A 20,233-nucleotide genomic window follows, 5' to 3' on the forward strand; every position below is an offset into this window, starting at 1 on the left:
GCCTCGCGCACCGCGCGAGGCGGTCGGCCCCAACTGGTGCAAGGCGGCTTTCGCACGCACCAGCCCGGCCCACGACATGGCCATATCGCACAAGCATTCGTACCGGATAAGGGAATAAAACGCCGTTTCTTTGTGCAAACCGCACAGCCCGAACCGTCACCCTGAACAACACCCCGCTTTTTCGCCTCCCCGCCCGGAACTGGCACAGCCTTCGCAATCGCCGAGGCCACACCCCAATCACGGCAGGAGGACACGGACATGGCTCAGGCACCGGACAGCGGCAACGATTACCCCCTCAGCGAGGTCCCGGCCGGAGCGCGCAAGGGCCTGTTTTCCACCTCGATCATGCTGTTCGGTTTCACCTTCTTCACCGCCACCATGTTCGCCGGTGGCAAGATCGGCATGGCCTTCGACTTCAAGACGCTGATCTGGGCGGCGATCATCGGCAACCTGCTGCTGGGCGCCTACGCCGCCGTGCTCAGCCTGATCGCCTGCCGCAGCGGGCTGAACTCGGTGCTGATGGGGCGCTTCTGCTTCGGCGAGGTGGGCAGCAAGCTGTCCGACATGCTGCTCGGTTTCACCCAGGTCGGCTGGTACGCCTGGGGCACCGCGACCATGGCCCTGGCGCTGGTGAAGATCCTCGACCTGCCGGAAGGCTGGACCATCCCGCTGATGGTGCTGTTCGGCTTCGGCTTCTGCATCACCGCCTTCGTCGGCTACAGGGGCCTGGATCTGCTCTCGCGCGTTGCGGTGCCGGCCATGTGCCTGTTCCTGGTCTGGTCGCTGTGGCTGGCCACCGACAAGGTCGGCGGCCTCGGTGCGCTGCTGGCCATCGAGCCGCAGCAAAGCATGAGCATGAACCTGGCGATCACCATGATCTTCGGCACCTTCGTCAGCGGGGCAACCCAGGCCACCAACTGGACGCGCTTCGCCCGCAACGGCCGGGTGGCGATGCTCTCCAGCATGGTCGGGTTCTTCTTCGGCAACGGCCTGATGATCGTTACCGGCGCCTACGGCGCCATCGTCTACCAGCAACCCGACGTGGTCGAAGTGCTGGTCCTGCAGGGCCTGTCGATCGTCGCGGTGGTGATGCTCTTCCTCAACCTGTGGACCACCCAGGACAACACCATCTACAACTTCGCCGCCGCCGGCTGCAACCTGCTGCGCAGCGAGCGACGCAAGCTGATCACCGTGGTCGGCGCCGGCATCGGCACCCTGCTGGCGATAGGCGGCATGTACGAGATGCTGATCCCGTTCCTGATCCTGCTCGGCTCGATCATCCCGCCCATCGGCGGTGTGATCATGGCCGACTACTTCTACGGGCATAAGCAGCGCTACCCGCGCCTGGCGGACGTCCGCCTGCCGAAGTTCAACGCCGTCGGCCTCGCCGCCTACTTCATCGGTGCCTTCTGCGCCTACGTCTCGCCCTGGGTGGCGCCCATCGTCGGCATCCTGGTCGGCGCGCTGGCGTATGTCGTGCTGTTCCAGTTGCGCCAGCTGGCCACCCGCAGCGCCGGCACCAGCCGCGCCTGAACTACGCCATTCACTTCGGGGACGTCACCATGCAAACCGTAAGAACCGGCAACGGACCCCGCAGCTTCAGCGCCTCGGGCCTTGAAGCGCGCCAGTTGCCCTTCTCCCAAATCCCCGTGATCGACTTCTCCGCCATGTACGGCGACGACCCTGAAGCCCGGCAACGGGTCGGCGAGGACGTGCGCAGGGCGTGCACCGAGGTCGGCTTCTTCTACGCCCGCGGGCACGGCGTGCCGGACGAGGTGATCGACGCCACCTTCAGCGCTGCCCACCGCTTCTTCGACCTGCCGCTGGAGGTGAAGAAGGCGGTGGACATCGACCGCTCGCCGAACATGCGCGGCTACACGCCGATGCTCGGCGAGAACACCAACGAGGAAGGCCAGGGCGACATGCACGAGGGGTTCGACCTGGCCCTGGAAGTGCCCGCCGACGACCCCGACGTGCAGGCCGGCGTGTTCGGCTATGGCCCCAACCAGTGGCCCGAGCAACTGCCCGGGTTCAAACCCGCGCTGCTCGCCTATCACGCAGCCATGCTGGATTTCGGCCGGCGCATCTTCGCCGCCTTCGCCCTGGCCCTGGAGCTCGAAGAGGATTTCTTCGAGGGCTACCTGAACAAGCCGATGGCGCACATGCGCGTGCTCTCCTACCCGAGCCAGAGCGGCGCCATCGACGACGCGCAGATCGGCATCGGCGCGCACTCCGACTACGAGTGCTTCACCATCCTGCGCACCGACGAAGTGCCGGCTCTGCAGGTGCTCAACAGCGCCGGCGAGTGGATCCAGGCGCTGCCGATTCCCGGCTGTTTCATCGTCAACGTCGGCGACCTGATGGCGCGTTGGACCAACGGCTACTTCGCCTCGACGCTGCATCGCGCGATCAACTCCTCGGGGCGCCAGCGCTACTCGATCCCCTTCTTCTTCGGCCCCGACTCGCAGAGCCTGATCGAGGTGCTGCCGAGCTGCCAGAACGCGGACTGGCCGCCGCAGTACCCGCCGATCACCGCCGGCGACTACATCCGCTCGCGCTTCGACCACACCTACTTCCACCGCCAGAAAGACGAAAGCCAAACTCCTGAAGGGAACACCCCATGAAAACTCGCCGTCACGCGTCCCTGCACCTCGCCTGTATCGGCCTGCTGGCCTCCACCGCCCTGCTCGCCCTGGCACCCGCGCAGGCGGCGGAAGCCTTCAAGCTGGCCGGCAAGCCGAAGATCGCCTTCATCTACGCCGCCACCGTCAAGGACGGCGGCTGGAACGAATCCATCGATAACGGCCGCCAGCAGGTGGCCAGCGAACTCGGCTACCCGATCGCCGTGGCGGAGAGCATTCCCGAGGAATCCACCGCGCTGAAGAACGCCATCGACCTCTACGTGCAGCGCGGCTTCAACATCATCGTCACCACCTCCTTCGGCTACTCCGACGGCGTGCTGGAAGCGGCCAGGAAGTACCCGCAGGTGGCCTTCCTCGCCGCCTCCGGCACCACCAACGCCGCCAACCTGGAAAGCTTCTACCCGCGCACCTACCAGGCCTGGTATCTGGCGGGCATCGCCGCCGCCTCGGTCAGCCCGAACAAGACCCTGGGCATGCTCGGCGGCTTCCCGGTGGCGCCGGTGAACTGGGACATCAACGGTTTCGCCCTCGGCGGGCAGTCGGTCGACCCGACGATCAAGACCATCGCCCTCTACACCAACTCCTGGTGGGACCCGGCCAAGGAAAGCCAGGCGGCCAAGTCGATCCTCGAGCAGAACGCCGACGTGATCGCCAACAACCTGTCCTCGGCCGGCCCCTTCACCGCCGCGGAAAAGGCCGGCAAGGCCTCGGTAGGCTTCCAACTGGACATGAGCAAGATGGCACCCAAGGGCCACCTGACCTCGGTGGTCTTCCACTGGGACAAGTACCTGGTGCCAACCATCCGCAAGATCGTCGACGGCAGCTGGGAGCCGAACGAATACGGCGCCTTCCCCGGCCTCGCCGAAGGCGTGGTGGACATCACCCCGCTGAGCGACAAGGTTCCCGCCGAGGCCCGCGCGAAGATCGAGGCAGTGCGCGCGCAGATCATCGCCGGCAGCTTCTCGCCGTTCAGCGGCCCGCTGTTCAAGCAGAACGGCGAGCAAGCGGTGGCGGCCGGCGCGACGCTGGACGACGCGGCGATCTGGAACATGGATTACCTGGTCAAGGGCACTGTCGGGAGCGTCAAGTGACAGCCATGCCGGCGGCCTCGGCCCCGGTGTTCCTGGAGCTGCGCGGGCTGAGCAAGCGCTTCGGCGAGCGCCGGGTGCTCGAAGGCGTCGGCCTGCACCTGGAGCGCGGCGAAGTGCATGCGCTGCTGGGCGAGAACGGCGCCGGCAAGTCGACCCTGATGAACATCCTCACCGGGGTCTACCTCGCCGACGATGGCGAGATCCGCCTGCAGGGCGAACGCCTGGCGATCCGTCGCCCGGCGGACGCCAGCGCGGCGGGCATCGGCATGGTGCACCAGCATTTCCGCCTGGTGGAGCGCTTCAGCGTGGTGGAGAACCTGCTGCTCGCCGCTGGCGGGCGCAAGGGCCTGCGCAGCGCCGCCGAAGCCAGCGCCGCGCTGCTGCGAACCGCCGAGCAGATCGGCCTGCGCATCGACCCGCAGGCGCAGGTGGCCGACCTCTCGGTGGCCGAGCGCCAGCGCGCCGAGATCTGCAAGGTGCTGGCCCTCGGCGCGCGCATCCTGATCCTCGACGAACCCACCGCGGTGCTCACCGACCGCGAGGCCGGCGACATGCTTTCGGCGATCCGGCGCATGGCCGACACCGGCCTGAGCATCGTGCTGATCACCCACAAGCTGCGCGAAGTGATCGGCCACAGCCACCGCCTGACGGTGATGCGCCAGGGTCGCACGGTGGCTGCCAACCTGCCGACCACCAGCCTTTCCATGGAAGAAATCGCCCGGCTGATGGTCGGCGAGCAGAAGGCCGGCCCGGAGCGCGCGCCGTCCACGCTGATCAGCAACGGCGCCGACCTGCTGATCGCCCACCAGCTGTGCGTCAGCCGCGCCGACGGCGGCGTCGGCATCGACGGCGTCAGCCTGCGCGTGCGCGCCGGCGAGGTCCTTGGCGTCGCCGGCGTCGGCGGCAACGGCCAGCAGCAACTCGCCGACGCCCTGCTCGGCAGCCTGCCGATCGAGGCCGGCAACCTGTCCCTGGACGGCGCCGAGGTGACCCACGCGTCCATCGCCCGTCGCCGCGACCTCGGCCTGCGCATCATTCCCTCCGACCGCATGGCCAGCGGCCTGATCGGCGAACTCTCGGTGGCCGACAACCTGGCGCTGACCCGCGTGCGCGGCGGCCATTACCGACGCGGCTGGCTGAACCGCGCACGCATGCGCGCCGACGCCCTGGCCGCCATCACCCGCCAGGCCATCGCCGGTGCGACCCCGGAGCTGCGCACCAGCCTGCTCTCCGGCGGCAACGCGCAAAAGGTACTGCTGGCCCGCGAACTGGACAGCGGCGTGCGCCTGCTGGTCGCCCACTCGCCAACCCGCGGCCTCGACGTCAAGGCCTGCGCGGTGGTCCACCAGGCGATCCGCGAGGTGGCCGCCAGTGGCGCCGCCTGCCTGCTGATCAGCGAAGACCTGGAGGAAATCCTCGCGCTCTCCGACCGTATCGCGGTGATGAGCGCCGGCCGCATCACCGGCGAGTGCCCGGGCGGGTCGAGCGCCGAAGAGGTCGGCCGGCTGATGCTCGGGCATGCCTGAGAGGATGAAACGATGATCGCGCTGCCTTACACCTTCGCCCTGCAACGCCGCCTGACGCTGTCCGGCCGTCGTGGCGTCGGCACCTTCGTCGGCGGCCTGACCGGCGGCATCCTGCTCGGCCTGGCGCTGCTGGTCTGGGCCGGCGTACCGACCGAGTCGCTGCTCGACGACCTCTTCGTGCAGGTCTTCATCAGCCCGCAGGGGCTGGCGCAGACGCTGACCCTGACGGTGCCCCTGATTCTCGTCGGGCTGTCCTCGGCGGTCGCCATGCGGGTGAAATTCTGGAACATCGGCATCGAAGGCCAGCTCTGGCTCGGTGCCATCGGCGCCACGGCCGTTTCCCTCTACGGCGTCGGCCCCGAGGCACTGCGGTTGCCGCTGATGCTGCTCGCCTCCGCCCTGTTCGGCGCCGCCTGGATCGCCCTGCCGCTGGTGTTGCGCCTGCGCCTGCAGGTCAGCGAACTGGTGGTCACCCTGCTGCTCTCGAACATCGCCTACCTGTTATTGCAGCACCTGCTGTTCGGTGCCTGGCGCGATCCGGCCAACAGCTTCCCGATGTCGATGCAGATCGGCGGCGACGAGCGTCTGGCGCTGCTCGGCTTCGGCAACCTGCACAGCGGCCTCTTCATCGCCCTCGCCGTGACCCTGCTGGTGGCGATGCTCAGCGAACGCAGCCGGCTCGGCTTCCACGCCGCCGCCATCGGCGCCAACCCGCAGGTGGCGCGCGCCGCCGGCATTCCGGTGGGCCTCACGCTGGCGATCATGGTGCTGCTCTCCGGCGCGCTGTCCGGCCTCGCCGGCGGCCTGATCATCACCGGCAGCGAGTACCGCCTGACGCAGAACATCGGCTGGAACATGACCTTCAGCGGCATCGTCATCGCCTTCGTCGCGCGCTTCAAACCGCTGTGGATTCTGCCCACCGCCTTCGCCCTCGCCGGGCTGTACAACGCCGGCAGCACGCTGAAGGTGTTCTACGGCCTGTCCGACGCCGTCGTCGTGCTGCTGCAGGGGCTGATCCTGATGAGCCTGCTGGTCGCGCAGTTCTTCGCCCACTACCGCATCGACATGAAGAAGGAGCCGCGCTGATGGACATCGCCTTCCTCGGCAGTTGGCTCGGCAGCGTACCGACCGCCGCCATCCCGTTGCTGCTGGCCAGCGTCGGCCTGATCCTTTCCGAACGCGCCGGCGTGGTCAGCCTCGGCGTCGAGGGTTACCTGGCGATGGGCGCGATGGCCGCCGCCGCGGTGACCCTGGAGAGCGGCAGCCTGGTTCTCGGCATCGCCGCCGGGGTGGCCGCCGGCGCCCTGCTCGCGCTGGGCTTCGGCATCGCCGTGGTGCTGCTGCGCGCCGAGCAGATCCTCGCCGGCCTGGCGACCATGGCCATCGGCCTCGGCGCCGCCGGGCTGCTCGGCCGCGACTATGTGCATCGCACCTTCGAAGGCGTGGCCAACGTCGACCTGGGCAGCCTCGCGCAGGTGCCGCTGCTCGGCCAGCTGCTGTTCGCCCAGGACCCGCTGGCCTACCTGGCCATCCTGCTCACCCTCGGCTGCTGGTGGCTGATCGCCCGCAGCCACTTCGGCCTGCGCCTGCGCGCGGTCGGCGAGGACCCGGCGACCGCCGATGTCGCCGGGGTCAACGTGCAGCTGCACCAGTTGTTCGCGGTGACCTGCTGCGGCGCCCTCGGCGGCCTCGGCGGCGCCTACCTGTCCGCGGTGGCGAGCAACGTCTGGGTCGAGAACATGGTCGCCGGGCGCGGCTGGATCGCCCTGGCGCTGGTCATCTTCGCCCGCTGGGACCCGCTGCGGGCGATCCTCGGTGCCTTTCTCTTCGGCGCGGTGGAGGCGCTGCTGCCACGCCTGCAGGCCAGCGGCTTCGACGCACCGGTGTACCTGATGGGCATGCTGCCCTACGCGCTGACCATCGTCGTGCTGGTGGCCGCCAGTTGCTCGCGGGCGCGGCGCAACGCCGAACCGGCGGCGCTCGGGCAGTCCTACATCCGGCAGGACCGTCGCTGATGAGCCTGACCGTCGCCGACGCCCTCGCCCTCCCCGGGCTGGAAAGCATGCACCTGCGCGCCGGCGCGGCAGGCCTCGACAATCCGGTGCGCTGGCCCTACGTGGCGGAGAACGAAGGCATCGCCGACTGGGTGATGGGCGGCGAGCTGATCTTCGTCACCGGCATCAACCACCCGCGCGACGAGGCCAACCTGCTGCAACTGGTGCGCGAAGCGCAGCAGCGGGTGGTCGCCGGAATGGTCATCCTCACCGGCGAGGAATTCATCCAGCAGATTCCCGAGGCGGTGATCGCCGAAGCCGAACGCCTCGGCGTGCCGCTGCTTGAGCAGCCCTACCAGTTGAAGATGGTGGTGGTGACCCAGGCCATCGGCACCGCGCTGGTCCAGGAACAACTGCTCGGGCGCTCCCGCCAGCACGTCCTGGAGCAGTTGCTGGAAGGCGATTACCAGTCCCTCGACGTGCTCACCCAGCGCGCCCAGACCCTGCAGCTGCCGCTGGCCGTGCCGCGCCAGGTGGCTCTGTTCAAGCTGGAAAACAGCGAGCGGCTGTTCGCCGGGGACGACCTGCAGGACGCCGAGCGCAGCCTTCAGGCCAGCCGCCAGCGCCTGCAGCGACGCCTGGAACAGGCCCTGAACGACCTCGGCGAGCCGCTCGCCCTGGTCTGCCAGGGTGAGCACTGGATCGCCCTGCTGCCCGCCGCCGACGCCCCGCGCGAGCAGCTCAACCGGCAACTGATGGCAGGCCTGCTCGACGAACTCAATCAAACCCTGGCGCCGCTGCGACTGTTCCTTGGCCTCAGCGCCGGCGGTCATGGCCCGTCCGGCTACGCCCTCGCCCTCGGCGAGGCGCGCCAGGCGCTGGTCGCCGCGCAATCCTTCCCGGAGCGTCTGGGGTTATGCTGCTTCAACGAACTCGGCGTGCTCGAACTGCTCGGCGCGATTCGCGACCGCAAGCTGCTCGACCGCTTCGTCGACACCACCCTTGGCGCGCTGATCGGCGACGACTCGCGCCATGAACCGGTGCTGATGCCGACGCTGGAGGCCTGGTTCCACGAGAACGGCAACCTGGCCCTGGCCGCGCAGCGCCTGGCCGTGCACCGCAACACCCTGAGCTACCGGATGCAGCGTATCGAAGCGCTCACCGGTCGCTCGTTCGACGACCCGCACCAGCGCCTGAACACCGCCGTCGCCCTGATGATCTGGCGGCTATCGTCTCCCCGAAATCCACGGAGTCCTGCATGAATATCGTCAACGCCCGCCTGCGCGGAAAAGACGGCCTGTACCGCATCGAGCTGAGCGGCGAACGCATCGCCGCGATCCAGGCCCAGGTCGGCAGCAGCGTCGCCAACCCCGGCGACCTCGACGCCGCCGGCAACCTGGTCACGGCGCCCTTCATCGAGCCGCACATCCACCTGGACGCCACCCTCACCGCCGGCGAGCCGGCCTGGAACATGAGCGGCACGCTGTTCGAGGGCATCGAGCGCTGGGCAGAGCGCAAGGCGCTGGTGACCCACGAGGACAGCAAGGCGCGGGCGAAGAAGACCATCGACATGCTCGTCGACCACGGCATCCAGCACGTGCGCACCCACGTCGACGTCACCGACCCGACCCTCGCCGCGCTCAAGGCGATGGTCGAGGTGCGCGAGGAAACCCGTCACCTGATCGACCTGCAGATCGTCGCCTTCCCGCAGGAAGGCATCGAGTCCTACGCCAGCGGTCGCACGCTGATGGAGGAGTCGCTGGTGATCGGCGCGGACGTGGTCGGCGGCATCCCGCACTTCGAGAACACCCGCGACCAGGGTGTAAGCTCGATCAAGTTCCTCATGGATCTGGCCGAGCGCAACGACTGCCTGGTGGACGTGCACTGCGACGAAACCGATGACCCGCATTCGCGCTTCCTCGAAGTGCTGGCCGAGGAAGCCCGCGTGCGCGGCATGGGCGAACGCGTCACCGCCAGCCATACCACGGCGATGGGTTCCTACGATAACGCCTACTGCTCCAAGCTGTTCCGCCTGCTGAAGATGTCCGGGATCAACTTCATCTCCTGCCCGACCGAGAGCATTCACCTGCAAGGCCGCTTCGACACCTATCCGAAGCGCCGCGGTCTGACGCGGGTAGCGGAAATCGACCGCGCCGGGATGAACGTCTGCTTCGCCCAGGATTCCATCGTCGACCCGTGGTATCCCCTGGGCAATGGCAACATCATGCGCATCCTCGAAGCCGGCCTGCACATCTGCCACATGCTCGGTTACGACGACCTGCAGCGCGGCCTCGACCTGATCACTGACAACAGTGCGCGCACCCTGAACCTGGGCGAGCGCTACGGCCTGGAAGCCGGTCGCCCGGCCAATCTGTTGATTCTTTCCGCGCCCAGCGACTATGAAATGCTCCGCAGCCAGGGCCACGCGCTGGTCTCGATCCGTCACGGCAAGGTGCTGATGCAACGCACCCCGGCGAAAATCGAGCGCATGGAGGGCTGACGGAACACGGGGAGGCACGACTCAGCGACCGATCACGGGGTAGGTTCGCTGACGAGGCAGAAATGCTTGGGGGAAATGCACGTCCAGCCAATCGATCGGGCCGGACGGAAAACGGCGGAAGACGTAAGGCCGAAGGCGGTAAGGATGACAAGCTCGGCGCTCACAAAATCGACAACGGCGATGCCCAAGCCACTTTTCTGCAGGCAAAAAAACGGGCGACCGAAGTCGCCCCAAGTGCCTTGCGTGCTCTTTAAAGAAGGATCAGTTTGCTTTTTGCTTCTTCGAGTCCTTCCAGATGAAAAGTCCGAAACTGGTGCAGAAAACGACACAGAGTCCGACGATAAGCAGACCTGCAATTACCACTTCATCTAGAAACATGGATGGCCTCCTGCGATGGGGCGTTATGCTTGGATGGGTCCAAGATAGTCATCCTCGACGCGGGCAAAATTGATTTGAATCAAGTGCGGGGAAAGCCAATCCGACGGCTTCCTGGGGGAATGACCTGAGTCAAGCATTGGCGGATTGATGGGCGACCGATGGCCGCGGATTGCGGGGGCTCTAGCGTTTTTTCGGCTTGTTCTTCGGCTTTTTCTTTTTCGCCAGGGGCATCGCCTGCTCGAAGGCCTGACGCATTTCATCCAGGCGCTTGTCGCGCAGGTCATGGATGCGCTTGTCACGCTCCGCGGCGAAGTCGATCAGCTTGTCGTCGTTCATGTTGACCTTCCCCGTAGTGCCTGTGCCGCCGACGCCATTTCGGTGCAATTTTCCAGCATTTTTATCGAGCTGTCTGCAATTGACCGCTCAATCCAGTCTTGAGGGCTGGGTGGCGCTACGCAGCCAGGAAAGTCGGGCGGAACCATTCAAGATGATCTCCATCCCGCCCCATATACAGGGAACGGTATACGCACAGACATGGAGTGAATGCGATTGCCGGTGAAGTGCCGGGCAGCGCCCGGGCACTTGACGGATCTAGAAGCCGATCGTGGCCGAAAGGATGTAGGTACGCGGTGTGGCGAGCGTCAAACCTGGCTCGCTATCGTCCGAAGCACCGGCCGAGATCCAGTCCCGCTCGTTCAGCAGGTTTTCGACAGTGCTGCGCAGGGTAATGGTCTTTCCATTCACCTTGAAGGCGTAGCGGGCGCCGATGTCATAGCGCGTCCAGGCGTCGATTTCCTTGGTGTTGGCCTGATCCAGATACTGCGAACTGCTGTAGATGCCACGGGCGGTGAGGGTTAGCCCCTGCAGCGCTGGCACGTCCCACTCGGCACCGAGGTTGGCGTTGTACCTGGGCGTAGCCGGGGCGCGGTTACCATCGTTGGCGCCGCCGTTGTTGGTATCTTCCAGGTTGCTGTCGATATACATCACACCGCCGAGCAGGCGGACGCCATCGATGGGCTCGCCGAACAGGCTCAACTCGATACCTTCGTTCACCCGCTTGCCACTCGGGCCGAAGGTACCCTTTACACCTGGAGCGGGCGCATCACCAGTCTCATAGGCAGGCTGCTTGATGCGAAATGCTGCAGCGGTAATGGCGAATTTACCCATGTCGTATTTGGCACCGGCCTCAAGCTGGCGGCTGATGAATGGGGGGAATATGTCGTCTTCGTTGCTGGCGGTCGAGGGAGCGATCTTGCCCTGGCTCAGGCCTTCCATGTAGTTGGCGTAAAGCGACAGCTGATCGGTAGCCTTGAACAGCACGCCAACCGACGGCGAGAGTTTCTCCTCGTCGTAGGACGTTTCGCCCTTGATGCCATTCTCCCAGTCGTCGACCTTCACCCGCTGCCAACGCGCGCCGAGAGTCAGGAGCATCCGATCCTCGAAAAAGCCCAGGGTGTCGGACAAGGCGACGCCGCTGAAGCGGTTCTCGGTGTAGATCTTCGCGTCAGTCCGGGTCCGCACGGTCGGTTCGGGCGTGGTGACCGGGTTGTAGAGATTGCCCGGGCGGTTGGCATAACGCCCACCACCGTTCTGGAAGTCCATCGAAAAATAGTCGGCAGCCAGATTCACCTCATGGCTCACTGTGCCGGTCCGGAACCATTTGCGCACACCGGCGTTGACCGTGCGTACGTCTTCGTCGCGGGTGAAGTCGCGGGGCTGGATGGTGAAGTCGCCCGCGGCATTGGTGATCGATACGTTGTGGCGCAGGAAGTCGTGGTTGCTCTTACGTGCCCCGACTGCGCCGTAAACCATCAGCGAGTCGTCGACATCGTACTCACCCCGTATAGCACCGAAGGTGTCGCGGGTCTGGGCTTTGGTCCAGGCCTGGGCATAGTTGTGGCGAACATCATCCGCGCTGGGCACGGGCGCATCGGCGCCTACCAGCACCCGCTCCTGGGGCGCATCGGTGTCGCGCTCGATATGGCCTACGTCCATCGACAGGCGCAGGCGCTCGTCGCGGAAGTCCAGGCCGAGCACGGCCATCTCGCGGTCGACCTTCTGGTGATGCCATTCGGTATCGCCGGATTGCCTGACGCCGTTGAAGCGGATGCCGAAGCGGTTGTCCTCGCCGAAGCGGCGGCCTGCGTCCAGCGCGCCGCCCACCTGGCTATCGGAGACATAGCTGGCGGTGAATTCGGTGATGGGCTTGTCGGTGGCGCGCTTAGGCACGATGTTGATGCCGCCGCCGACGCTACCGCGCGGCGATATGCCGTTGATCAGTTGGGTCGGGCCGCGAAGGATATCGATCCGGTCGGCCATCTCCATGTCGATGGAGTACGTCGGCAGGATGCCGTAGAGGCCGCCGTAGGACACATCGCTGTTGAACAGGCTGAAACCACGGATGGTGAATTGTTCAAAACGACCGCCCGCCGGATTGGTGGAACGTACCGCCGGATCGCTGGCGGTCAGATCGGCCAGGGTACGTGCCTGCTGATTCTTCACCGCTTCCGAGGTGTAGGTGGTCATGCTGAACGGCGTATCCATGAAGTCGCGCGAACCCAGCAAACCCTGCGAGCCGAGCCGGGCGACCTGGCCGCCGGCATAGGCCTGGCCGTCCGCCGAGCCACTGGCAGCGATGACCGAAGCAGGCGCCAGTTGCAGCGCAGCGCCTTCCGCGACCGGCGCGAGGGTGTAGGCCTGCTCGCCGACGGGCACCAACCGCAGGCCGGAGCCCAGCAGCAAGTGGGCGAAGCCCTCCTCGACGCCATACGGCCCGGAAAGGCCGGCCGTGGTGAGTCCACTGACCAGCGCCGTATCGACCGACAGGCTGACGCCAGCCTGCCCGGCAAAATGCGTCAGCGCGGGACCCAGGCTACCGGAAGGGACCTCATAACTACGCGGCGGCGGCGTATCTGCCCAACTGCTCGGGATGAATGGCGGGAGGGAACTCAGGGCCAGCAACAAGGCGAGATGCGACAGCGGGCTCGTACGAAAAGGCGGTGCAGCGGACATGGCAAGTCTCTCGTATTTTATTCACTTACCGGGAATGACCGGTGAGCTGAAAAAAAGGGACGGGCTTTACGCACTGTTCTTCTGCGTGAAGGCTTTGCGAGACCGCAGCGTGACCCAGTAACGGCTACGCATCTGCACCTCGACCGGCAGGCTGGCCGCCAGCAACGAGAGGATCTGGTCGGTGTCGTCGAGACGGAACGTGCCGGTGACGCGCAGGTTTTCGAGCTCGGGCTCCCAGCGCAACAGGCCGGCGCGATAACGGCTCAGTTCACGCAGAAAGTCACCCAGGGCCTGGTCCTGCGCCGTCAGTACGCCCTCGCGCCAACCGGGCGCGGAAACGTCGAAGACGCCAACCGGCCCTGCCCCGTTCAACGCCAGTCGGACCTGCTGACCGGCATGCAAATCCATCGACACGCCCCGCAACGGCTGCAACTGGACCGTGCCGCGGAGCACCGACACCTGGCAATCATTGGAGTTGAGCCGTACACAGACCGCGCTCCGCCCCACGAGGATGCGCCCATACGGCGCCTCGATGGCCAGTGCCGCGTTGCCCGGCACGCTCAGCGCAATTTCGCCACGCAGCAGCGTCACGACGCCGCTGCCCTGGTCCAGATTCACGGCACTGTCCGTGTTGAGTTGCAGCAGGCTACCTGCGGCCAGCGGTAGCTTACGGCGCTCGCCCGTGGAGGTGTGGAGGTCGGCGCGCCATACATCCAGCGGCAATTGCCGGCTCAGCAACCAGGCTGCAGGAACCACCGCGGCAATGCCCAAGGCTCGCTTGAGCAGCGCGCGACGCCCCTGCTCCGGTCGGTCCAGAGTGGACATCGCCAGCCCCGACGGCAGGCCGCAGAAGCGCTCGCGCAGCTGGCGAGCCTTCTGCCAGGCGCGCTCGTGGGTACGGGAACTGTCGCGCCAGCGCTGCAACTCGGGGTGGTCATCCTCGCGGGTGCCCGCCGACTCCAGCAGCGCCAACCACTGCGCCGCCTGGCGTATTGCCTCGCGATCCTCGTTCGAGGGCACCCGGCGCGTCACCAGTCCACCAGCAGACAATGCTCGTAGGCCTGAGCCATGTAGCGTTTGACGGTACGCTCCGAAACCTCCAGGCGTTCGGCAATATCGCGGTAGCCAAGGCCGTCCAGCTGACTCAATAGAAAGGCGCGGCGCACCTGGGCCTGCAGCCCATCGAGCAGCTCATCGAGCGCGTGCAACGTTTCCAGCAGCAGCCAGCGTTGTTCCGGAGACGGCACGCTGTCTTCCGGCATTTGCGCGAGGGCTTCGAGATAGGCGTGTTCCAGGCTGCGTCGAGCGTAGAAGTTGCTCAACAGGCGCTTGCCCACGGTAAGCAGATAAGCCCTGGGCTCGCGCATATCGGCGATTTTCTGGGAGCTGGAGAGCACCCGCAGAAAGGTATCCTGGCTGAGGTCCGCCGCATCCCACGCGTTGCCCATTCGCCGGCGCAGCCAGCTTTCCAGCCAGCCATGGTGGTCGCGGTACAAGGCATCAAGGGACCGCTCCGTCGACGTCACTGCTTCAGTCATCTCAAGGAACCCGGGCGACGGATATCAAATGAGACTGATTCTAATTACTGAATCGGACGAAAACCAAGCGCTTTTCGAAAGGTGCCGCCACCCATTGCGAACCGCCCCGCCCGGCGAAACCCATCGAATGGGCTCGCGGGTCGCTCCCGCTCATGCCGGCTCCGCAGAAAACGTCTGCGCCGTACTGCGCATCCAGGCTAACGATGCTGGGTTTGCAAGTAACGGAAGGTGAGATTGAGGCGGGGCGCGCAGGCCTTGCGTGTCTTCGCCACCTGGTGCTGCCAGTGGTGCTGCATCGGCCCGCCCATGACCAGCAGCGAGCCGTGACCGAGCGTCAGCGAATGTTCGATGCGGCTCTGCCCCTTGCGGCGCAGGTCGAAGCGTCGCGCGCCACCCAGGTTCAGCGCGGCGATCACGGGATCGCGCCCCAGGTAGCTCTCGTCATCGGCGTGCCAGCCCATGGAATCCTGGCCATCGCGGTAGTGGTTGATCAGCACGCCATTGAACGCCTGCCCCGCGGCGTCTTCGACGCGCCGGCGGATCTGCGAGAGCAACGGTGTCCAGCTCGACGCGCGATGGGTCAGCCCGGAATAGCTGAGGTGAACGCCGGGATCGGCATACCAGGCGACCAGACGCGGAACCGGCAGGCGCCGGCCATGCACCTGCACGATCGGTTGTTCCCAGGGCGTATCGCGCATCAGCGCCTGCAGCCAGGCATCGGCGGTTTCGGCGTCCAACCAGTCCGGCAGGTAACGCAGATCGGCGTCGGCCAGTTGCAGCGGGATGTCGGCGAACAGGTCCACGTCGCTCAGACCTCGACATCCACCCACAGCCCCTGGCGCGGCAGGGCTTCCACCGCCTCGGCATCGGCTTCGTCGACGTTGCCCTCCGCCAGCTCGGCGGCGCTGTAGGCACGGCGGCGCTGACGCCGGCGCTGCTCCTCGCGCAGCAGCTCCTCGGCTTCCTGCGGGTGGCGCCTGTCCAGCGCCACCGCATCCCCGGCGGAGGTCTGCTGCACCGGTGCGACGGCGGGAACCACGGGACGTTGCACCACCGGGTCCGGCTGGGTGGCGACCGGCAACATGGTTGGGGTTATCGGCGATAGCATCTTCAATCCCTCCTTGCGATGTCTGTCGGCGCGCGGCCGGCTACCTTTAGCCAGGCGGCTGTCCTTTCGTCGTTGCAACGCGTTTGCAGCACCTTCGACTGTGCCTGAATCGGCAAGTGCCGTCGCCCTGCGCCGGTCCTTCCGTTAAGATAACCGGCTTTTTCGAAGCGATTTCTCAGACGGAGAGCGGCATGGCGCAGCAGTATCAACCGGGGCAACGCTGGATCAGCGACAGCGAAGCAGAGCTGGGACTCGGCACGGTCATCTCCCAGGACGGTCGCCTGCTCACCGTGGTCTACCCGGCCACCGGCGACACTCGCCAGTATGCCCTGCGCAGCGCGCCGCTCACGCGCGTGCGCTTCGCCCCCGGCGACGAAATCACCCACTTCGAAGGCTGGAAGCTGACCGTGCGCGAAGTCGAGACCGTCGATGGCCTGCTGGTCTATCACGGGCTCGACGAGCAGAACCAGACGCAGACGCTGCCGGAAACCCAGCTGTCCAACTTCATCCAGTTCCGCCTGGCCAGCGACCGCCTGTTCGCCGGGCAGATCGACCCGCTGAACTGGTTCGCCCTGCGTTACCACACCCTCGAACACCAGAGCCGCGTGCTGCAATCCTCGCTGTGGGGCCTGGGCGGCGCACGTGCGCAACCGATCGCTCACCAGTTGCACATAGCCCGCGAAGTCGCCGACCGCATCGCTCCGCGCGTCCTGCTGGCCGACGAAGTGGGTCTGGGCAAGACCATCGAGGCCGGCCTGGTGATCCATCGCCAGCTGCTTACCGGGCGCGCCAACCGCGTGCTGATCCTGGTGCCGGAAAACCTCCAGCATCAGTGGCTGGTGGAAATGCGCCGGCGCTTCAACTTGCAGGTGGCGCTGTTCGACGGCGAGCGCTTCGCCGAGAGCGATGCCAGCAACCCGTTCGAGGACACCCAGCTCGCCCTGGTTTCGCTGGAATGGCTGGTGCGAAGCGAGAAGGCTCAGGACGCCGCGTTCGCCGCCGGATGGGACCTGATGGTGGTCGACGAGGCGCACCACCTGGTCTGGCATCCGGAGAAGGCCAGCCCCGAGTACGCGCTGGTCGAACAACTGGCGGAAGTGATTCCCGGCGTGCTGCTGCTCACCGCGACACCGGAGCAGCTTGGCCAGGACAGCCATTTCGCACGCCTGCGCCTGCTCGACCCGAACCGTTTCCACGACCTGGAAGCGTTCCGCGCCGAGAGCGCCAACTACCGGCTGATCGCCGAGGCGGTGCAGGAGCTGCTGGAGAACGGCCGTCTTTCGCCGGCCGCGCAAGCCACCATCGGCGGTTTCCTCGGCGCCGAGGGCGAAGCGCTGATCGCCGCTATCAGCGACGGCGACATCGACGCCAGCGGCCGCCTGGTCCGCGAGCTGCTCGACCGCCACGGCACCGGCCGCGTGCTGTTCCGCAACACCCGCGCCGCGGTCCAGGGCTTCCCCGAGCGCCAGCTGCATCCGTATCCGCTGCCCAATCCGGACCTGTACATGGAGCTGCCGCTGGGCGAACAGGCCGAGCTGTATCCCGAACTCAGCTACCAGGCGCAGCCGGATGCCGGCGAAGAGCGCTGGTGGCGCTTCGACCCGCGCATCGAGTGGCTGATCGACACCCTGAAGATGCTGAAGAAATTCAAGGTGCTGGTGATCTGCGCCCACGCCGAGACCGCGCTCGACCTGGAGGACGCCCTGCGCGTGCGCTCCGGCATTCCGGCCACGGTGTTCCACGAAGGCATGAACATCCTCGAACGCGACCGCGCCGCCGCCTATTTCGCCGACGAGGAATTCGGCGCGCAGGTGCTGATCTGCTCGGAAATCGGCAGCGAGGGCCGCAACTTCCAGTTCAGCCATCACCTGGTGCTGTTCGACCTGCCGGCGCACCCGGACCTGCTCGAACAGCGCATCGGCCGCCTCGACCGGATCGGCCAGAAGCACGTCATCCAGCTGCACGTTCCCTACCTGGAAAACAGCGCCCAGGAGCGCCTGTTCCAGTGGTACCACCAGGCGCTGAACGCCTTCCTCGCCACCTGCCCCACCGGCAACGCCCTGCAGCACCAGTTCGGCCCGCGCCTGCTGCCGCTGCTCGAAGGCGGCGACGATGGGGAGTGGCAGGCGCTGGTGGATGACGCACGCGCCGAGCGCGAGCGCCTGGAAGGCGAACTGCATTCAGGCCGCGACCGCCTGCTGGAGCTGAACTCCGGCGGTGCCGGCGAAGGTGTGGCGCTGGTCGAGGCGATCGAGGAGCAGGACGACCAGTACACCCTGCCGATCTACATGGAAGAGCTGTTCGACGCCTTCGGCATCGACAGCGAGGACCACTCCGAGAACGCCCTCGTGCTGCGTCCCAGCGAGAAAATGCTGGACGCCAGCTTCCCACTCGGCGACGACGAGGCGGTCACCGTGACCTACGACCGCAACCAGGCGCTGGCCCGCGAGGACATGCAGTTCCTCACCTGGGAACACCCCATGGTGCAGGGCGGCATGGACCTGGTGCTGGCCGGCTCGATGGGCAACACCGCGGTGGCGCTGATCAAGAACAAGGCGCTGAAACCCGGCACCGTGCTGCTCGAACTGCTGTTCGTCAGCGAAGTGGTGGCGCCCCGTGCGCTGCAGCTCGGGCGCTTCCTGCCGCCGGTGGCGCTGCGCTGCCTGCTCGACGGCAATGGCAATGACCTGGCCTCCAAGGTCGCCTTCGAGACCCTCAACGATCAGCTCGAAAGCGTGCCGCGGGCCAGCGCCAACAAGTTCATCCAGGCCCAGCGCGACGTGCTCGGCCCGCAGATCAACGCCGCCGAGGCGAAGGTCAGCCCGCGCCACGTCGAACGCGTCGAACAGGCCAAGCACCGCCTGATGGCCGAGCTGGACGAGGAGCTGGCGCGCATGGTGGCGCTGCAGGCGGTCAACCCGAGCGTGCGCGACAGCGAGATCGATGCGCTGCGCCACCAGCGCGAGGAAGGCCTGGCCTGCCTCGACAAGGCCGCGCTGCGCCTGGAGGCGATCCGCGTGCTGGTTGCCGGCTGAGGCGCCGCCCCCCGGAAACGAAAAAGGCCCGCAGATGCGGGCCTTTTTTGTTGAGCCGATCAGGCCGCCGGGGCGGCGGCCACCAGCCCGGCCTGCATCGCACGCGAGTCGCGGGCGAAGCTGCGCATCGCCTGGAGCAGGCAGAGCATGGTGACGAACAGCGCCGAGGGGATCAGGTACATGGCGTTGTGCAGACCGACCGCCTTGAACGCCTCGCTCATCTGGCTGGCGCCGGCGGCGTGCATCGCGGCCTGGGCGAAGTAGTCGGAGAGGACGCCGACGACCAATGGGCCGAGGCCGCCGCCGAGCAGGTACAGGCCGGCGAAGAACAGCGCCATCGCGGTGGCGCGCAGGCGCGGCTCGATGACATCCTGGATCGCCGTATAGACGCAGGTGTAGAAGTTGTAGGAGAACAGCCAGCCGATGCTGTAGACGGTGATGAACAGGCCGATCTCTATACGCCCGGAGAACAGTGCGAAACCGGTCGCCACTGCCGCCACCAGCATACTCGCCGCAGCGAACATCAGCCGCCCGCGCTCGGATTTCTGGTGGAACCGGTCGGCCACCCAGCCACCCAGCGTCAGGCCGACCAGGCCGGTCACGCCGACGATCACCCCGGTCGCCACTGCCGCCTGCTGCAACGGCAGCAGGAAGTAGCGCATCAGCATCGGCACCATGAACGAGTTGCAGGCGTAGGTGGCGAAGTTGAACGCCAGGCCGGCCAGCGTCAGCCACCAGAAGGTACGGATCACCAGCACCTTGCGCAGCGGTTTCTCCACCGGCGCGGCATCCACCTTGACCGTCTCCGCCGCGCCGCGGGCCGGCTCCTTGATCAGGAACATGAACGCCGCCAGCAGCAGGCCGGGCACGGCGGCGATGAAGAACGGCGCGCGCCAGCTGTCGAACGCCTCGACCATCGCACCGATGGTGAAGAACGCCAGCAGCAGGCCCAGCGGCAGGCCGAGCATGAAGATGCCCATGGCGCGGGCGCGCCTGTGCGCGGGGAACAGGTCGCCGATCAGCGAGTTGGCGGCCGGCGCGTAGCTGGCCTCGCCGATCCCGATGCCCATGCGGATCAGCAGGAAGCTCCAGAAATTCCAGGCCAGGCCGTTGATCGCGGTAAGACCGCTCCAGACCGCCAGGCCCCAGCCCATGATCTTGCGCCTCGCGCCGGTGTCGGCCATGCGCCCCAGCGGCACGCCGGCGATGGCATAGACGAGGGTGAAGGCGGTGCCGATCAGGCCCAGCTGGAGGTCGCTGAGGCCCCACTCGTGGCGGATCGGCTCGATGATGATCGCCGGGATGGTGCGATCGAAGAAGTTGAACAGGTTGGCGAGGAACAGCAGGAACAGGATGCGCCAGGCATTCGCCGCTTGCGTGGAGGGCTGCATGGGTCGGTCTCTCTTGTT

General features: G+C 66.5%; 17 protein-coding genes. 9 read left to right on the plus strand and 8 right to left on the minus strand.

The genetic code is table 11. From position 1 onward, the window contains the following. Positions 1-258: 258 nt before the first annotated feature. From codB to codA, 8 genes are read left to right on the plus strand one after another with little or no spacing between them, the layout of a single operon-like run. The gene (codB, locus tag QMX85_RS18515) at positions 259-1,533 is read left to right on the plus strand and encodes a cytosine permease (RefSeq protein WP_282343341.1); all 1,275 of its coding nucleotides are present in this window, start codon (positions 259-261) and stop codon (positions 1,531-1,533) included. Between the two features lie 29 nt (positions 1,534-1,562). Next, on the plus strand, positions 1,563-2,624 hold the full coding sequence (locus QMX85_RS18520) for a 2-oxoglutarate and iron-dependent oxygenase domain-containing protein (protein WP_282343343.1): 1,062 nt from the start codon (positions 1,563-1,565) through the stop codon (positions 2,622-2,624). Beyond that, the gene (locus tag QMX85_RS18525) at positions 2,621-3,733 is read left to right on the plus strand and encodes a BMP family ABC transporter substrate-binding protein (RefSeq protein ID WP_282343345.1); all 1,113 of its coding nucleotides are present in this window, start codon (positions 2,621-2,623) and stop codon (positions 3,731-3,733) included. The genes QMX85_RS18520 and QMX85_RS18525 overlap by 4 nt, the downstream gene beginning before the upstream one ends. A 5-nt stretch (positions 3,734-3,738) precedes the next feature. Further along, positions 3,739-5,259: an ABC transporter ATP-binding protein gene (locus QMX85_RS18530; protein ID WP_282343401.1), complete on the plus strand. Its 1,521-nt coding sequence runs from the start codon at positions 3,739-3,741 to the stop codon at positions 5,257-5,259. A gap of 12 nt (positions 5,260-5,271) precedes the next feature. Further along, entirely contained in the window at positions 5,272-6,345 is a 1,074-nt protein-coding gene (locus QMX85_RS18535) for an ABC transporter permease (protein ID WP_282343347.1), read from the plus strand. Then, the gene (locus tag QMX85_RS18540) at positions 6,345-7,274 is read left to right on the plus strand and encodes an ABC transporter permease (RefSeq protein WP_282343349.1); all 930 of its coding nucleotides are present in this window, start codon (positions 6,345-6,347) and stop codon (positions 7,272-7,274) included. The genes QMX85_RS18535 and QMX85_RS18540 overlap by 1 nt, the downstream gene beginning before the upstream one ends. Continuing rightward, positions 7,274-8,515, plus strand: coding sequence for a PucR family transcriptional regulator (locus QMX85_RS18545; RefSeq protein WP_282343351.1), 1,242 nt, complete (start codon positions 7,274-7,276; stop codon positions 8,513-8,515). The genes QMX85_RS18540 and QMX85_RS18545 overlap by 1 nt, the downstream gene beginning before the upstream one ends. Further along, complete coding sequence (gene codA, locus QMX85_RS18550; RefSeq protein WP_282343353.1) at positions 8,512-9,753, plus strand: cytosine deaminase; 1,242 nt, start codon at positions 8,512-8,514, stop codon at positions 9,751-9,753. The genes QMX85_RS18545 and codA overlap by 4 nt, the downstream gene beginning before the upstream one ends. A gap of 261 nt (positions 9,754-10,014) precedes the next feature. Here the strand turns inward: codA and ccoM are convergent, their stop codons facing one another. The 7 genes from ccoM to QMX85_RS18585 form a co-directional block, all read right to left on the minus strand. Next, positions 10,015-10,131, minus strand: a complete 117-nt coding sequence (gene ccoM, locus QMX85_RS18555) for a cytochrome c oxidase subunit CcoM (RefSeq protein ID WP_275937449.1) — start codon at positions 10,129-10,131, stop codon at positions 10,015-10,017. Between the two features lie 180 nt (positions 10,132-10,311). Next, positions 10,312-10,467 carry a hypothetical protein gene (locus QMX85_RS18560; protein WP_282343359.1) on the minus strand — a complete coding sequence of 52 codons (156 nt, stop codon included), beginning with the start codon at positions 10,465-10,467 and terminating at the stop codon, positions 10,312-10,314. Between the two features lie 255 nt (positions 10,468-10,722). Further along, positions 10,723-13,143, minus strand: coding sequence for a TonB-dependent receptor (locus tag QMX85_RS18565; protein WP_282343361.1), 2,421 nt, complete (start codon positions 13,141-13,143; stop codon positions 10,723-10,725). Between the two features lie 66 nt (positions 13,144-13,209). Beyond that, positions 13,210-14,175 carry a FecR domain-containing protein gene (locus QMX85_RS18570; RefSeq protein WP_282343363.1) on the minus strand — a complete coding sequence of 322 codons (966 nt, stop codon included), beginning with the start codon at positions 14,173-14,175 and terminating at the stop codon, positions 13,210-13,212. Continuing rightward, positions 14,172-14,681, minus strand: a complete 510-nt coding sequence (locus QMX85_RS18575) for a sigma-70 family RNA polymerase sigma factor (RefSeq protein WP_090228585.1) — start codon at positions 14,679-14,681, stop codon at positions 14,172-14,174. Before QMX85_RS18575 ends, QMX85_RS18570 begins: the two co-directional genes overlap by 4 nt. Positions 14,682-14,878: 197 nt before the next feature. Then, the gene (locus QMX85_RS18580; RefSeq protein WP_282343367.1) at positions 14,879-15,484 is read right to left on the minus strand and encodes an alpha-ketoglutarate-dependent dioxygenase AlkB; all 606 of its coding nucleotides are present in this window, start codon (positions 15,482-15,484) and stop codon (positions 14,879-14,881) included. A gap of 5 nt (positions 15,485-15,489) precedes the next feature. Continuing rightward, positions 15,490-15,789, minus strand: coding sequence for an aspartate-semialdehyde dehydrogenase (locus QMX85_RS18585; protein ID WP_282343369.1), 300 nt, complete (start codon positions 15,787-15,789; stop codon positions 15,490-15,492). 191 nt (positions 15,790-15,980) lie between these two features. Here QMX85_RS18585 and rapA point away from each other — a divergent pair, with 191 nt between their 5' ends. After that, on the plus strand, positions 15,981-18,824 hold the full coding sequence (gene rapA, locus QMX85_RS18590) for an RNA polymerase-associated protein RapA (RefSeq protein ID WP_282343371.1): 2,844 nt from the start codon (positions 15,981-15,983) through the stop codon (positions 18,822-18,824). A 59-nt stretch (positions 18,825-18,883) separates the two neighbouring features. On the opposite strand, the gene QMX85_RS18595 is transcribed toward rapA, so the two are convergent. Beyond that, positions 18,884-20,215: an MFS transporter gene (locus QMX85_RS18595; protein WP_282343373.1), complete on the minus strand. Its 1,332-nt coding sequence runs from the start codon at positions 20,213-20,215 to the stop codon at positions 18,884-18,886. Positions 20,216-20,233 lie beyond the last annotated feature (18 nt).

The sequence above is a fragment of the Pseudomonas sp. PS02288 genome, assembly GCF_029959715.1.
Lineage (GTDB): Bacteria > Pseudomonadota > Gammaproteobacteria > Pseudomonadales > Pseudomonadaceae > Pseudomonas_O > Pseudomonas_O kuykendallii.